14 protein-coding genes are annotated in these 13664 nt (G+C 67.4%); 12 read left to right on the top strand and 2 right to left on the bottom strand.

All coding sequences use genetic code 11. From position 1 onward, the window contains the following. Positions 1-75 precede the first annotated feature (75 nt). Both AC13F7_RS08665 and AC13F7_RS08660 read left to right on the top strand, forming a co-directional pair. Positions 76-1932 (top strand): ATP-binding protein, encoded by a 1857-nt coding sequence (locus tag AC13F7_RS08665; protein WP_482999866.1) that lies wholly within the window; start codon positions 76-78, stop codon positions 1930-1932. A 48-nt stretch (positions 1933-1980) separates the two neighbouring features. Continuing rightward, positions 1981-4287 (top strand): tetratricopeptide repeat protein, encoded by a 2307-nt coding sequence (locus tag AC13F7_RS08660; RefSeq protein WP_481468396.1) that lies wholly within the window; start codon positions 1981-1983, stop codon positions 4285-4287. 86 nt (positions 4288-4373) lie between these two features. Here the strand turns inward: AC13F7_RS08660 and AC13F7_RS08655 are convergent, their stop codons facing one another. Then, positions 4374-5168 carry a cytochrome C assembly family protein gene (locus AC13F7_RS08655; RefSeq protein WP_353086204.1) on the bottom strand — a complete coding sequence of 265 codons (795 nt, stop codon included), beginning with the start codon at positions 5166-5168 and terminating at the stop codon, positions 4374-4376. Positions 5169-5298: 130 nt separating this feature from the next. Here AC13F7_RS08655 and ffh point away from each other — a divergent pair, with 130 nt between their 5' ends. The 8 genes from ffh to AC13F7_RS08615 all read left to right on the top strand — a co-directional run bounded on the left by ffh (position 5299) and on the right by AC13F7_RS08615 (position 11349). Beyond that, positions 5299-6678, top strand: coding sequence for a signal recognition particle protein (gene ffh, locus AC13F7_RS08650; RefSeq protein ID WP_482999865.1), 1380 nt, complete (start codon positions 5299-5301; stop codon positions 6676-6678). A gap of 76 nt (positions 6679-6754) precedes the next feature. Then, positions 6755-7831 (top strand): NAD(P)H-dependent flavin oxidoreductase, encoded by a 1077-nt coding sequence (locus AC13F7_RS08645; RefSeq protein ID WP_482999864.1) that lies wholly within the window; start codon positions 6755-6757, stop codon positions 7829-7831. Then, on the top strand, positions 7828-8616 hold the full coding sequence (locus AC13F7_RS08640) for an aminotransferase class IV family protein (protein WP_482999863.1): 789 nt from the start codon (positions 7828-7830) through the stop codon (positions 8614-8616). Before AC13F7_RS08645 ends, AC13F7_RS08640 begins: the two co-directional genes overlap by 4 nt. A 127-nt stretch (positions 8617-8743) precedes the next feature. Further along, positions 8744-9004 carry a 30S ribosomal protein S16 gene (gene rpsP, locus AC13F7_RS08635; RefSeq protein WP_017356068.1) on the top strand — a complete coding sequence of 87 codons (261 nt, stop codon included), beginning with the start codon at positions 8744-8746 and terminating at the stop codon, positions 9002-9004. Positions 9005-9046: 42 nt separating this feature from the next. Next, positions 9047-9559, top strand: a complete 513-nt coding sequence (gene rimM, locus AC13F7_RS08630; protein ID WP_482999862.1) for a ribosome maturation factor RimM — start codon at positions 9047-9049, stop codon at positions 9557-9559. A 5-nt stretch (positions 9560-9564) separates the two neighbouring features. Next, entirely contained in the window at positions 9565-10323 is a 759-nt protein-coding gene (trmD, locus tag AC13F7_RS08625; RefSeq protein WP_482999861.1) for a tRNA (guanosine(37)-N1)-methyltransferase TrmD, read from the top strand. 155 nt (positions 10324-10478) lie between these two features. Continuing rightward, entirely contained in the window at positions 10479-10886 is a 408-nt protein-coding gene (gene rplS / locus AC13F7_RS08620; RefSeq protein WP_019184486.1) for a 50S ribosomal protein L19, read from the top strand. An 85-nt stretch (positions 10887-10971) separates the two neighbouring features. Continuing rightward, positions 10972-11349, top strand: coding sequence for a DUF6404 family protein (locus AC13F7_RS08615; RefSeq protein ID WP_482999860.1), 378 nt, complete (start codon positions 10972-10974; stop codon positions 11347-11349). Here the strand turns inward: AC13F7_RS08615 and AC13F7_RS08610 are convergent. Further along, on the bottom strand, positions 11346-12833 hold the full coding sequence (locus AC13F7_RS08610) for an MATE family efflux transporter (protein WP_346472812.1): 1488 nt from the start codon (positions 12831-12833) through the stop codon (positions 11346-11348). The two genes, AC13F7_RS08615 and AC13F7_RS08610, sit on opposite strands and share 4 nt — an antisense overlap. A 175-nt stretch (positions 12834-13008) precedes the next feature. Between AC13F7_RS08610 and AC13F7_RS08605 the strand changes: the two genes are divergently transcribed. Together AC13F7_RS08605 and AC13F7_RS08600 are read left to right on the top strand one after the other, a co-directional pair. Beyond that, positions 13009-13221, top strand: a complete 213-nt coding sequence (locus AC13F7_RS08605; protein WP_481468581.1) for a hypothetical protein — start codon at positions 13009-13011, stop codon at positions 13219-13221. Positions 13222-13230: 9 nt separating this feature from the next. Continuing rightward, positions 13231-13635 (top strand): RNA-binding S4 domain-containing protein, encoded by a 405-nt coding sequence (locus AC13F7_RS08600; protein WP_482999859.1) that lies wholly within the window; start codon positions 13231-13233, stop codon positions 13633-13635. Positions 13636-13664 lie beyond the last annotated feature (29 nt).

The following is a 13664-nucleotide window of genomic DNA, read 5'->3' as shown; positions in this document are numbered from 1 at the left end:
CCAGCCTGTGCTAGTTTTCCCGGCTCGACGAAGGCGCCCTCCGGCGCTTTTCCGTGGCAAGGAGTAATCGATTACATGCAGGACCCGATGTTCAGCACCCCCGCTGCCGAAATCCGCCGCGCCGGGGTCGATCTCAATGGACTGATGACGGTGCTGGGCAAGCACCTGTATTCCACCCCGATGGTGGCGCTGCGCGAACTGGTGCAGAACGCGCACGATTCGATCATCCGCCGCCGCATCGAGCAGCCCGGCATGCAGTGCGTTTCGCGCATCGACGTGCAGGTCGATGCCGCCGCCGGCGTGCTGCGCATCACCGACACCGGTGCCGGCCTGACCCGGCAGGAAATCCACGATTACCTGGCCACGGTCGGTGTGGGTTACACCCGGGGCCTGCGCCAGGAGGGCGAGGACAATGACGGCCTGATCGGCATGTTCGGCCTGGGGTTCCTGTCGGCCTTCGTGCTGGCGCGCCGTGTCAGCGTGCGCACTACCTCCTACCAGGCGCCGGAGCTGGGTCACCTGTACGTGTCTAGCAACGCCGAGCAGTACACCGTCAGCGACGTGCCGGCACGGGCGATCGGCACCGAGGTCGAGCTTGAGCTGCATCCGGACTTCCTGCCGTTGGCCAACGAAGCGCGCCTGCACGAGGTGCTTGGTCGCTACTGCGCGCTGCTGTCCGAACCGATCTTCATCGGCGCTGCCGCCGAGGCCATCAACCCCGAACCGCCGCCGTGGCGCGGGCAGGGTGATGTCGCGCTGCATCCCGTGCAGGCACGCCGGCAGGCGCTGCAGTTCGCTGCGCGTTTCGAACACGATTTCGAGCCCATCGTGACGATGCCGCTGCAGTCCGATGGCAGCAGCGACGCCGTCGGCATGCTCTGGGTGCAGGACGGTGCCACCTACGGCACCAGCGACAACCGCAACCTGTCGGTGTTCGTGCGCGGCATGCTGCTGGACGACGATGCGCGCGACCTTTTGCCGCCGTGGGCCGGTTTCATCGGCGGGGTGATCGAGTCGTCGAAGCTGACCCCGACCGCCAGCCGCGAGGATCTGCAGCGTGATGATCACTACCGCGCCGTGCAGCACGCCCTGCTCGAAGCGCTGATCGATGGGCTGGCCGATGTCGCACGCCAGCAGCCCGAAGCCTGGCGGCGCGTGCTCAGCCGGCACAATGAAGCCCTGCTGGGCGCGGCCCTGTGCGATGAGCGCCTGTTCGATCTGCTGCTGGAGCATGTGCGCGTGCCGACCTCGCAGGGTGACCTGCCCGCCAGCGCATTGCCGTCGCGCGGCGCGGTGCATGTGATCCTCGACAACGGTGGCGGCTTCGAGGAAATGCTGTTCCGTGCGATGGGTGTGCCGGTCGCGCATGGCCATCGCTATGCGGTGGTGCCATTCCTTCGCCGCTGGGCCCAGGCCAAGGGCCTGCGCCTGGTCGAACTGGGTACCGAGCAGGGCAATCGCGCACTGTTCCGCACTGACAACAGCCTTGACGATGCGCAGCTGGCCTGGTTGCGTGAACACCTGGGCGATGGCGAACAGTTGCTGCCGGCGCGGTTCAGCCCCGAGGCGCTGCCGGTGGTGGTGGTGCCCGACCGCGAAGCCGAGCTGAAGCAGCGCCTGGAAGACGACGAGAACGACAAGCGCGTCTCGATGGCCGCCCTGCGGCTGGCGCGCCAGTTCACCGCCCGCATCGAGGCGCGTGCGCCGTCGCGGCTCTACCTCAACCTGGACAATCCAGCGGTGCAGGCATTGCTGCAGGCCCAGCGCGATGGCCACCCGCAGGCCGCCTCGGCCGCGCGCCTGCTGCGCTCGCTGAAGATCATCGTGTCCGCACAGGGCCGGCCGTTGCAGCGGAATGCGGCGACGCCGGGCCCCGATCTCAATGGTGCATTTACCGATATTGCCGGTGCTCTGCAGCAGATGCTGCGCTGAGCACCGCCCCCTCTCATCCAGCCTTCGCTAGACAGGAGCATTACCCCCATGGATATCTGGAACTGGGTTGAAAAACTGCAGGAAGACCTGCGTCAGGCCGGGCAGGCACAGAACGCCCACCTGCTGACCCGCCTTGCCGATGAAGTCAGTGAACTGCAGGTCGACCGCGTCGATGCCCTGCTGCCCGAAGCGCGCGCGCTGGGCAAGGCATTGGAGAACCCCTGGGTCGACGTCTACGTCGGCCACTGGGCGCTGCGCAACCGCGTCGGCAACCGCATGGAAGGTGAAAGCGCACTGGGCGACTCGGTGGCGCTGTTCGAGCGCGCACACCGTGCCGATACCCTGGACTGCCCGCAGTCGATCTGCGTCACCCAGGATCTTGCCGCCTGCTACGGCAACATCGATGGTCCGGGCTGGGTGCCCGAGCGCATCGAGGTCTGTGACGAGACGCTGGGCCGCATCGACCCGAGCTGGGCCTGCTTCCAGTGCCTGAGCTGCGAGAAGGCGGACGCGCTGCTGGACGATGGCCGTGGCCAGGACGCGCTGGCGTACCTGCAGGTGCAGGCGGCGGCGATCCAGGCGCGTGGCAAGGAGGTGTTCGACAGCTTCCCGGAAATGCAGATCAAGATCCTGCTGGCCAGCGGCCGTGCGGAGGAGGCGCTGGCACTGATCGAGCAGCGCGAGGCCGAAGTAGCCGCTGCAGGCGAGTACGAGCCGGCCAACTGCACGGTACCGCGCCGGCTCTCCAAGGCCTGGGCGCTGGCCCAGCTGGGGCGTGATGAAGAGGCACTGCAGCAGCTGGTGCCATGGAGCGAATTGACGCCGAACCACTGGCGGTTGTGGGCCAATACTGCGTCCACACTGTGCAGCCGCGATGGCGCGCGCAATACCTGGGATCTGGGCACGCGCTTCAACACCATCATCGAGCACTTCGCTGCGGTCGGTGCGCATCGTTTGGTGATCGAGATCGCTGCATTGAGCCTGGAGCTGGCCCTGCAACGTGGCGCGCGCTGGGTGGCGCAGCGCCAGCTCGGTCTGGCCCGGACCCATCTGGCGCAGCTGCGGCAGGATCGTGGGGCAGCTGCGATGGTGGCGGGATTGGCGGCACGGATCGAGGCGCTGCCGGAGATGGCACCGCTGCCGGTGCCTGCCGATGAACTGCTGGCGTGGCTGCACGCGCAGGGCGAACAGCACCAGTCGCGCGATCCCGAGCGTGAAGCGCAGTGGCTGCTGCAGGCGCACGCTGAGCAGCCCGACGACGGCACGCTGGCCGAGGTCGCTGCCTCGGCACTGCACGCCTGCGGCGCAACCACCGAAGCCATGGCGCTGCTGTGGGATTTCGTTCGCGGCCACGCGCAGGAAGATGGCGCGGCGGCCTACACCCTGATGCGTTGGCTGACCGAGCAGGGCGATGATGATGGCCTGCGCAGGCTGGCCGCGACCTATCGCGACAGCGTGCCGGTGTTCGCGCACTGGTGCGAGGTGCAGCGTGCACGGCGTGCGTCCGACTGGCCGGCGCTGGAACAGGCCGCGCAGGCATTGCTGGCCTTGTCCCCAGGCTCGAACGGCGCACGCGGGACGCTTGCCCGCATGTACATGGAGACCGGCCGCTTCAGCGATGCGCAGGCCTGCTACGCGCAGCTGGTGGAGACGCTGGAGGAGCCGAATGCCGCGCACTGGGACCACATGAGTGCGGCGAGTGCGGCAGGCGACTGGGAGGCGGTGCGCCGCTCGGCGGCCGCGATCGGCATGGAACTGTCCAGCCAGCAGGGCGTGGTCGAAGAGCCCTGGGGCTGGGTGATCATCCGCAGCGAAGACGGCGGCGAGCCGGTGGAGTACTACGCCCGCCGCAGCGGGCCGGTGACCGCGCGCATCGTCGAGAACGCACCGGCCAACCGCGCGCAGCAGGTGGGTGACTGGGTGGTGTTCGACGCCGGCCTGGTGCACCCCGCACCGGAAGATGAAGCCGAGCGCGAGCACTTCATTCCGACCTATGCGCAGGTACACGTGCTGGAGCGGGGTGGATTCGCACGCAGTTGGCTGGTCGACGGCGCGCACCCGGGCGAGGCGGCATGGAACGCGCTGGTGCAAGCGGCCGAGGCGCAGGGCTGGAAGGTGTGGTCGCACAGCCGTGCGGATTACACCGTGACCGATCCGGATGCCGAAGGCGGGACGCTGCCGGGGCTGCTGTTCACGGTCGCCCAGCCGCAGGATCACGCACCGCTGGCACTGCATCGCTTCCTGCAGCAGGTGACGGCGGAGTGGGCGCACCCGCACTGCTGGCTGCGCCTGGCCGAGGCCTGCGACCAGGACCGGCAGCCGCATCTGGACGCAATCGAGCGGTACGGGTTGTAATCAGCGGATAGCGGGTTGGTGCCGGCCAATAGTCGGCAGCTCCCCTGCGAGGTGCGGGTCGGTGCCGACCGTTGGTCGGCACGCCGCTATCGCGTGCGTCCGAACACCAGTTCGATCACGAACTGGCTGCCGAAGAAGGCCAGCAGCAGCAGCGCCATCGCGGTGAGGGTCCAATGCACCGCCTTCGCACCGCGCCAGCCATAGCGGCGGCGGCCGATGAGCAGCGTGCCGAACACGATCCAGGACAGGATGCTGAGCACCGTCTTGTGCACCAGCTTCTGGGCCAGCAGGTCATCGACGAACAGCACCCCGGTGACCAGCGTCAGCGTCAACAGCGCGAAGCCAACCGCGATCACGCGGAACAGCAGGGCTTCCAGGTCCGCCAGCGGGGGCAGGGCGCGCAGCCATGGGCGGAAGTCACGGCGGCGCAGGGCACGCTCCTGCAGCCACAGCATGATCGCCAGCAAGGCGGCCACGCTCAGGGTGGCGTAGGCGAGCAGGGCCATCCACGCGTGGGTGGCCAGTTGCCAGCCCAGCGGTTTGCTCGGCTCGTGGCCGTAGCCGTGGTAGATCCACAGCACCGCTGCCGCCATCGGGAACACCAGCACCCCAAGCGCTGCCATGCGCCCGCGCGCGGCGACCAGCGAGGTCAGCCACGCCATGCCCAGGCCGACCAGCGACAGCGCGGCGAAGAAGTGCATGTCCGGCCCGCCGCTGGTACGCATCGCCACCAGCACGTGATAACCGCCGTGCAGCAACATGGCCGGCAATGCTGGCCACAGCCAGGCCGGCGAGGTCACCGCATCATCGCGGACGACCGCGCGCACCAGCAGGCCGGTCGCGGTCAGGTACAGCAGGGTCGCGATGAGAACGATTGTCATCGTGTCAGTTTCGCATACCCCCGGGGTGCTGGCGATGCCCGCAGCGCCGCTGTCAGGGCCAGTCCGGGAGCCGGGGCGGAACCGTTATACTGGCGGTCTCATTGTCTTTTGTTCTGAACAGGTCGCTTCCATGTTCGAGTCCCTGACCCAGCGCCTCTCCGGCACCATCGAGCGGCTGCGCGGCCGCGGTCGCCTGACCGAGGAAAACATCCGCGAGGCCACCCGCGAAGTCCGCATCGCGCTGCTTGAAGCCGACGTCGCGCTGCCGGTGGTGCAGGCGCTGGTCGAGCGCATCAAGGTGCGCGCGGTCGGCCAGGAAGTGCTCAAGTCGCTGACCCCGGGCCAGGCGCTGATCAAGATCGTGCGGGATGAGCTGACTGCGGTCATGGGCTCGGCCGCCTCGGACCTGAACCTCAACGTGCCGGCGCCGGCGATCATCCTGATGGCCGGCCTGCAGGGTGCGGGCAAGACCACCACGGTGGGCAAGCTGGCCAAGCACCTCAAGGAAAAGCGCAAGAAGAAGGTGATGGTGGTCTCGGCCGACGTCTACCGTCCGGCCGCGATCGAGCAGCTCAAGACGTTGGCTGACCAGGTCGGTGTGCTGTTCTTCCCCTCCACCGCCGACCAGAAGCCGGAAGCCATCGTCCGCGCCGCGATCGATGACGCGCGCAAGTCGTTCGTGGATGTGCTGATCGTCGATACCGCCGGTCGCCTGGCCATCGACGAAGCGATGATGGCCGAGATCAAGGCGCTGCACGCTGCGGTCAACCCGGCCGAAACGCTGTTCGTGGTCGATGCCATGACCGGTCAGGATGCCGCCAATACCGCCAAGGCCTTCGGCGATGCGCTGCCGCTGACCGGCGTGGTGCTGACCAAGACCGACGGTGACGCCCGCGGCGGTGCCGCGCTGAGCGTGCGTTACATCACCGGCAAGCCGATCAAGTTCGTCGGTGTCAGCGAGAAGCCGGACGGCCTGGATGTGTTCCACCCGGATCGTATCGCCAGCCGCATCCTGGACATGGGCGACGTGCTGTCGCTGGTGGAGCAGGTCGAGCAACAGGTCGACAAGGACAAGGCCCAGAAGCTGGCCGAGAAGGTCGCCAAGGGCAAGAAGTTCGATCTGAACGACATGCGTGACCAGCTCGAGCAGATGCAGAACATGGGCGGCATCGGTGGCCTGATGGACAAGCTGCCGGGCCTGGGCCAGATCCCGGATCACCTCAAGCAGCAGGTCAGCCAGGGCAAGGACGTGCCGCGCATGATCGCGATCATCAACTCGATGACCAAGAAGGAGCGCCGCAACCCGGGCCTGCTCAACGGCTCGCGCCGTGCCCGTATCGCGCGCGGTTCCGGCCTGACCCCGGCCGACGTCAACAAGCTCATGAAGCAGTTCCAGCAGATGGAAAAGATGATGAGCAAGATGGCCGGCGGCGGCATGAAGGGCATGATGCGCAGCATGAAGGGGATGATGGGCGCCATGGGCGGCCGCGGCGGCATGCCGTTCCGCTGAGTCCTGCGCACGCGCATTCCGGGCAGGGGCGGTGCGGCGTATGCTGGCACCGTCTCCTTCCCCAGGTGCGCCGAGCGTGAGTGTTTCCCCGCTTCTCGAACGCGCCGACAGCTTCTGTCGGCGTTTTGCCTTGCAGGCCCCGATCCTGCTCGCGCCGATGGCCGGCGCCTGCCCCGTACCGCTGTCGGCCGCGCTGGCCAATGCCGGCAGCATGGGCGCGATGGGCGCGGTGCTGTCCCAGCCGCAGGACATCGTGGCATGGATGACCGATTTCCGTGCGCAGTCCGCAGGGCCGGCGCAGGTCAACGTGTGGATACCCGACCCGCTGCCGTCACGCGATGCCGATGCTGAAGCGGCGACACGCCGCTTTCTGGCGCAGTGGGGCCCGGACGTGCCGGCCAGCGCGGCCGATGCCGGGCCGGCCGATTTCGACGCGCAGTTCGATGCCTTGATCGAAGCGCGCCCGGCGGTGGCCTCCACCATCATGGGCGTGTTCTCGGCGGCACAGGTGCAGCGCCTGAAGGACGTGGGCATTGCCTGGATCGCCTGTGCCACGACCTTGGCCGAAGCGCGGGCCGCGCAGGTGGCCGGCGCCGATGCCGTGGTCGCGCAGGGCTTCGAGGCGGGCGGCCATCGCGGCGCATTCGATCCGGACGCGGCCGAGCGCCAACTGGTCGGATTGTTCGCGCTGCTGCCGCGGCTGGCCGATCATCTGGATATCCCGGTCATTGCGGCCGGCGGCATCGCCGATGGGCGCGGCATCGCGGCCGCCCTGACGCTCGGTGCGAGTGCGGTGCAGGTGGGCACCGCGTTCCTGCGCACCCCGGAGTGCCGTCTGAGTCCGGCATGGTCGCAGGCATTGGCGATCGCCGAGCCGGAAGACACCTGGCCGACGCGCGCCTTCAGTGGTCGCCTCGGCCGTGGGCTGGCCACCGCGTATGTGCGCGCCGCGGCGTCTGCTGATGCACCACCGCCGCGGCCGTATCCGGTGCAGCGCGGGCTGACCGCGCCGATGCGCGCGCAGGCGGGCCGGGACAACAATTTCGATGCAATGCAGGCCTGGGCGGGGCAGTCCGCGTGGATGGCCCCGGCGCGCCCGGCGGCCGAGGTGCTGCAACAGATGTGGGCTGATGCGAAGGCGTTGCTCGGATGACGCTGTACTGCAATGGCCGCATTGCCAGTACCGATGATCTTGCCGGCGCACTGACCAATTACGGTCATTTCACCTCGCTGCAGGTGCGCAATGGCGCGGTGCAGGGGCTGGATCTGCATCTGCAGCGCCTGCAGGAGGGCACGGTGGAACTGTTCGGCACCGCGCTGGATCCGCTGCAGGTGCGGGCCTGGATGCGCGACGCGCTGCAGGCCGAGGGCGTTGGCGATGCGTCGCTGCGGGTGAGCGTGTTTTCGCGCCAGTTCGATTTCCGGCGGCCGCTGCAGCCCGTCACCGTCGATGTGCTGGTGGCCGTCGCGCCACCGGTCGATCTGCCGGCGACAGCGCGGCGGCTGCAGACGGTGCGCTATCAGCGCGAGCTGCCGCACGTGAAGCATGCCGGCACGTTTGCGCTGTTCCAGCATCGCCGGGCGGCGTTGCAGGCCGGGGTGGACGATGCGCTGTTCGTTGACGACGACGGCTTGGTCAGCGAAGGCACCACCTGGAACATCGCCTTCGCCTCGGGAAGCACGCTGATCTGGCCGCAGGCGCCTGCCTTGCGCGGCACCCATGAGCGCCTGCTGCAGGCAGGGTGGGGTGATGACCAGCAGGTGCGGCCGGTGGCAGCCGCAGACCTGGCCGGATTCGATGCCGCCGTCGCCTGCAACGCCGCCGGCACCTGGCCGATCGCGGAGATCGATGGGATCGTGCTGGCGAACTCGGCAGCCCTGTGCGCGAAGGCCCGGCAGGTGCTGGCCGAGGCACGCTGGCACCCATTGGTGGCCTGAACGGCCTGAACGGTCGGCCCTGTTCAGCTTTCCCGGTCTTCACAGGCTTGGAATGACCGGAGGCCGCCGCTATAATCGCCGGCTTACCGCGCCATCCTGGCGACTGGGCAATTGAGGAAACAACACCATGGTCAAGATTCGACTGACCCGCGGCGGCGCCAAGAAGCGTCCGTTCTACCACATCATCGTGACCGACTCGCGCAGCGCCCGTGATGGCCGCAACATCGAGCGCGTCGGTTACTACAACCCGGTTGCCCAGGGTGCCGAGTCCCGCATCGTGCTGGACCTGCCGCTGGTCGACAAGTGGGTCGCCAACGGCGCCCAGATGACCGACAAGGTTCGCAACCTGTACAAGGAAGCGACCAAGGCCCAGGCCTCCGCGGCCTGATCCTGAAGGGCCGCGCCTGCCGCGGCCCATCGGTCTATACAGATGAAAGATACCGAGCGCCGCATCCTGCTGGGCAGGATTGTCGGCGCTTTTGGTGTGCGAGGCGAGATCAAGCTCGAGTCCTGGACCGAGCCGCGTACCGCCATTTTCCATTATCAGCCCTGGATCCTGCGGACCCCCGCCGGCCAGGAGAGCACGCTCACCGGTGCACGCGGACGTCAGTCCGGCAAGCATCTGGTTGCCGTGTTTCCCGACATCACCGACCGCGATGTGGTCGAGGCGATGTACGGGACCGAAGTCTATGTCGCGCGCAGCGCGCTGCCGCCCCCGAAGCCCGATGAGTATTACTGGGTCGATCTGGAGGGCCTGCAGGTGCGTACCGTCGAGGGTGTCGAACTTGGGCGGGCTTCCCACCTGTTCTCGACCGGCTCCAACGACGTGCTCGTAGTGCAGGGCGACCGTGAGCGGATGATTCCGTTCGTGCAGCCCGACTTCGTCGTCTCGGTGGATTTCGAGGCCAACCTGATCGTGGTCGATTGGGATCCGGAGTTCTAAACCGGATGCGCATCGACGTCGTCACGTTGTTCCCCGAGTTCATGGCGCAGTCGGCCGCGCTGGGCGTGGTCGGCCGTGCGGCCGAGCGCGGTCTGCTGGACCTGCACGGCTGGAATCCGCGTGACTATGCCGAAGGCAACTACCGCCGGGTGGACGACCGTCCATTCGGGGGTGGCCCGGGCATGGTCATGCTGATCGAGCCGCTGCGGGCCTGTCTGGCGGCCGCGAAAGCCGCCGATCCGGCGCCCGCGCCAGTGATCTACCTCAGCCCCCAGGGCACGCCGTTGACCCAGGCCAAGGTCCGGGAACTGGCGGCACTGCCGCGCATGATCCTGCTCTGCGGCCGTTATGAGGGCATCGACGAGCGCTTCCTCGAGGCCGAGGTCACCGAGGAAATCTCCCTCGGTGATTACGTCCTGTCCGGCGGTGAGCTGGGCGCGGCGGTGATCGTCGATGCGGTGACCCGCCTGCAGGACGGGGCTCTCGGCGATGCCGAATCGGCCGCCCAGGACAGTTTCGAAGGCCCGCAGGGGCTGCTGGACTGCCCGCATTACAGCCATCCGGCCCAGCATGAATGGGGCACGGTCCCGGACGTGCTGCGCTCGGGCAACCATGCCGCCATCGCCCGCTGGCGCCGGCAGCAGTCGTTGCTGCGCACCGCGCTGCGGCGGCCGGATCTGCTCGACGAAGGCCAGTTGTCCAAGGCCGACCGCCTCCTGCTGGAGCAGGCACGGCAGGCCCTTGCCAAGGATCCAACCCCCTAGCGCGGGGGCGGGATCTTGTTTACAATTCGGGATTGCCATCGGCCTTTTGGGGTCTGTTGGCAGGAACCCCTACAAAAAACGTGCAGCACAGTCCGGTGACTGCATGAGCCCACGTTGTCGAACGACACGATCACCCGAACACTATCGGTGCACCCATGAGCAAGCTGAACAAATCCATCCTCTCGGACTTCGAATCCGCCCAGATCACCCGCGAGCTGCCGAAGTTCAGCCAGGGTGACACCGTCGTCGTCAACGTGAAGGTGAAGGAAGGCAACCGTGAGCGCGTGCAGGCTTACGAAGGCGTCGTCATCGGCACCAAGAACGCCGGCCTGAACTCCGCGTTCACCGTCCGCAAGATCTCTCACGGCTACGGCGTCGAGCGCGTGTTCCAGACCCACAGCGCCATCATCGACTCGGTCGAAGTGAAGCGTCGTGGCAAGGTCCGCGCCGGCAAGCTGTACTACCTGCGTGGTCTGGAAGGCAAGGCTGCCCGCATCAAGGAAGATCTGGCTGCTGCTGCGCAGGCCAAGGCCGCGCGCCTGGCTGCCAAGGCTGCCCAGTAATTCCCGGCCGACAACTTCGGTTGTCGCCTCAAACGGCCACCTTCGGGTGGCCGTTTGCGTTTATGGCCTCGTGATGGAGAAGCACATGGACCGTTATCCCGCTGATGTTCGTTACGCGCTGCAGGCCATGGCTGACGCCAATGTGCCTGCCGGCATGCGCGCACCGCCGATGCATCGGCTGCTGTGGCGCATGGGCCTGCGCGTGCCGCCCCCGCTGCTCGCCAGCTTCAGCTCCAACCTGTTCGTGATGGGCGGGCTGTTTGGCGTGTTGTGGGGCGTGTTGTGGCGCGCCTTGATGTGGCTGGTCCTGGAGCCTGGCTCGCTGACGCTGGGTATCACCATCGGCAGTGCTGTCATGGCCGGGCTGTTGTTCGGCGTCATGATGGCGCTGCTGATGCGCTACCAGCGCCGTCGCTACACACTGCCCGCCTGGAAGACGCTCCTGCAAGGGCGCGCGGCTTAATCCGGCCGTGCGTTGCCCGCCGGGGCAGGCTGCAGCGGCGTGGTCGGGTTCGGGTCCGCCACCGGTGACGGTGGCGAAGCAGGAACCTCGGCCGGGGCGGCCAGTTCTTCGTGATGGCTGGGCAGCATGCGCGCCTTGCGCCAGCCGCCCCAGCGGTAGTACGCCAGCGACATCAACATCGCGCAGAACGAGCTGACCGGGAAACTCCACCACACCGCGTCGGCGCCCCAGCGGTCCTGCAGCAGTTCGGCGAACGGCACGCGGATGCCCCACAGCGAGGCCGCCAGGATCAGCAGCGGCGGAATCACCGCGCCGGTCGAGCGCACCACGCCGGAGATCACGAAGTTCACGCCGAAGAACAGGAACGACCACACCGCGATGTGGTTGAGGTGGCGCGCCACCTCCAGCGCCTGGCTGCCCTCGGGCAGGAACAGGGCGAGCGTGTAACGGTCCAGCAGGATCAGCGGCAGGATCAGCACGCCGGTCAGCAGGAAGTTGTAGAGCACGCCGCTGCGGGCGGTGCCACGCACGCGGTCCCAGCGCTGCGCGCCGACATTCTGCGCGGCCATGGTCGAGCACGCCGCACCGATCGCCATCGCCGGCATCTGCACGTACGTCCACAACTGCAGCGAGGCGCCATACGCGGCGGCGGTATCGGTACCGTAGCTGTTGACCATGGTCATCATCAGGATCATCGACAGCGAGATCAGCACCATCTGCAGGCCCATCGGTACGCCTTTGACCACCAAGGCGCGCAGGATCTCGCCATCGATCTTGAACAGCGCCATGTCCTTGCGGCCCAGCCACAGCACATGGCGCTTGTTGCGCATGTACCAGAGCAGGCCGAGTAGCGAGAGTGTCTGCGCGATCAACGTGGCCCAGGCCGCGCCGGCGATGCCCAGCTGCGGGAACGGACCGATGCCGAAGATCAGCAGCGGGTTGAAGCCGATATCCAGCACCACCGAGAGCAGCAGGAAGCGGAACGGCGTGCGTGAATCACCGACGCCGCGCAGTGCCGAACTCAGGAACGCGAAGGCATACAGCGTTGGCATCGCCAGGAAGATGATGCGCAGGTAGGCCTCGGCCAACGGCAGCGATTCGGCCGGTGTGCCCATCGCCGCCAGCAACGGATGCGACAGCCACCAGCCGGCGATCGCGATCACCACCGACAGGCCGATGAAGAAGGTCGCACTGGTGCCCATCACGCGGCGGGCCTGGGGCAGGTCGCGCGCGCCCATCGACTGGCCGATCAGGATCGAGGCGGCCATGCCGATCCCGAACACCGAACCGATCAGGAAGAACATGATGTTGTTGGCGTTCGCAGTGGCGGTCAGCGCCGCCTCGCCGAGGAAGCGGCCGACCCAGATCGCGTTCACCGAGCCGTTCATCGACTGGGCGATGTTGCCGGCCAGGATCGGCAGGGCGAACAGGAACAGATTGCGCCCGATCGGGCCCGTGGTCAGGTCAAGCGGCGCTTTGGCCATGTGCGCTGGAGATCAAGCTCAGAGAGCGGCACACTAGCACCAAGCCCATCAAGGGGATATCGCGATGCGTACTTCCGCGTTTCAACGCACGTCAGCCGCTCCCCCGGTAGTGCCGGCCGCTGGCCGGCTGCAGATCCTCCCGGATGACCGGTTCATCCCCGCCGCGCTGGCGCTCTTGATTGGCGCCGCGCTGGCCGCATGTTCGAGTACGGACGACCGCCTGCGCGACACACAGGTACGGCCCATGGACCGACCGGAATGCCAGGTCGGCAGCCAGCGACGCGATCTGGATGCGGGGGTTCCCACACTGATCGGTGGCACTGGCTGCCGTGGCGATCCATCGGCACCGCAACCGCTGAACCGACGACCGGCTGAGCCGGGGAGTTGAATCACCCGCATGATCGAAGCAACCCCATTGGCCGCCGTGCGGCTGGATGTGTGGCTCTGGGCCGCACGGTTCTATCGGACCCGTAGCCTGGCCAAACAGGCGGTGGAAACCGGCAAGGTGGATGTGGCCGGGCAACGCCCGAAATCCTCGCGCGCTGTGCGCGTGGGCGAAGCGCTGCAGATCAGTCGGGGCGATGAGGTGTTCGAGGTCGAAGTGCGTGGCCTCAGCGAGATGCGCGGGCCGGCGCCGGTTGCGCAGCAGTTGTATGCCGAGACCGAGGCCTCGCTGGCACGCCGGGCGGAACTGCGGCTGCAGCGTGCCGCGGCAAAGAACGGTTACCAGCCGCCGGAGCACAAGCCGGACAAACGCGCGCGTCGGTTGATCCGCGCGTTGGGGGATCTGGACGCGCTGTGATCTGCCTGCTGCACACATGAAAAAAAAAC

This window comes from Stenotrophomonas sp. K-6 (assembly GCF_056861555.1).
The sequence above is the reverse complement of the archived record's forward strand: the minus strand, read 5'-3'. Positions and strand labels throughout refer to the sequence as shown.

What these genes read in the sequence shown, in the direction of transcription:
- AC13F7_RS08600 (WP_482999859.1), top strand. Translation starts at nt 13,231, where the DNA reads ATGATCGAAGCAACCCCATTGGCCGCCGTGCGGCTGGATGTGTGGCTC.
- AC13F7_RS08660 (WP_481468396.1), top strand. Translation starts at nt 1,981, where the DNA reads ATGGATATCTGGAACTGGGTTGAAAAACTGCAGGAAGACCTGCGTCAG.
- rplS (WP_019184486.1), top strand. Translation starts at nt 10,479, where the DNA reads ATGAGCAAGCTGAACAAATCCATCCTCTCGGACTTCGAATCCGCCCAG.
- AC13F7_RS08640 (WP_482999863.1), top strand. Translation starts at nt 7,828, where the DNA reads ATGACGCTGTACTGCAATGGCCGCATTGCCAGTACCGATGATCTTGCC.
- AC13F7_RS08665 (WP_482999866.1), top strand. Translation starts at nt 76, where the DNA reads ATGCAGGACCCGATGTTCAGCACCCCCGCTGCCGAAATCCGCCGCGCC.
- AC13F7_RS08655 (WP_353086204.1), bottom strand. Translation starts at nt 5,168, where the DNA reads ATGACAATCGTTCTCATCGCGACCCTGCTGTACCTGACCGCGACCGGC.
- AC13F7_RS08615 (WP_482999860.1), top strand. Translation starts at nt 10,972, where the DNA reads ATGGACCGTTATCCCGCTGATGTTCGTTACGCGCTGCAGGCCATGGCT.
- rimM (WP_482999862.1), top strand. Translation starts at nt 9,047, where the DNA reads ATGAAAGATACCGAGCGCCGCATCCTGCTGGGCAGGATTGTCGGCGCT.
- ffh (WP_482999865.1), top strand. Translation starts at nt 5,299, where the DNA reads ATGTTCGAGTCCCTGACCCAGCGCCTCTCCGGCACCATCGAGCGGCTG.
- AC13F7_RS08610 (WP_346472812.1), bottom strand. Translation starts at nt 12,833, where the DNA reads ATGGCCAAAGCGCCGCTTGACCTGACCACGGGCCCGATCGGGCGCAAT.
- trmD (WP_482999861.1), top strand. Translation starts at nt 9,565, where the DNA reads ATGCGCATCGACGTCGTCACGTTGTTCCCCGAGTTCATGGCGCAGTCG.
- rpsP (WP_017356068.1), top strand. Translation starts at nt 8,744, where the DNA reads ATGGTCAAGATTCGACTGACCCGCGGCGGCGCCAAGAAGCGTCCGTTC.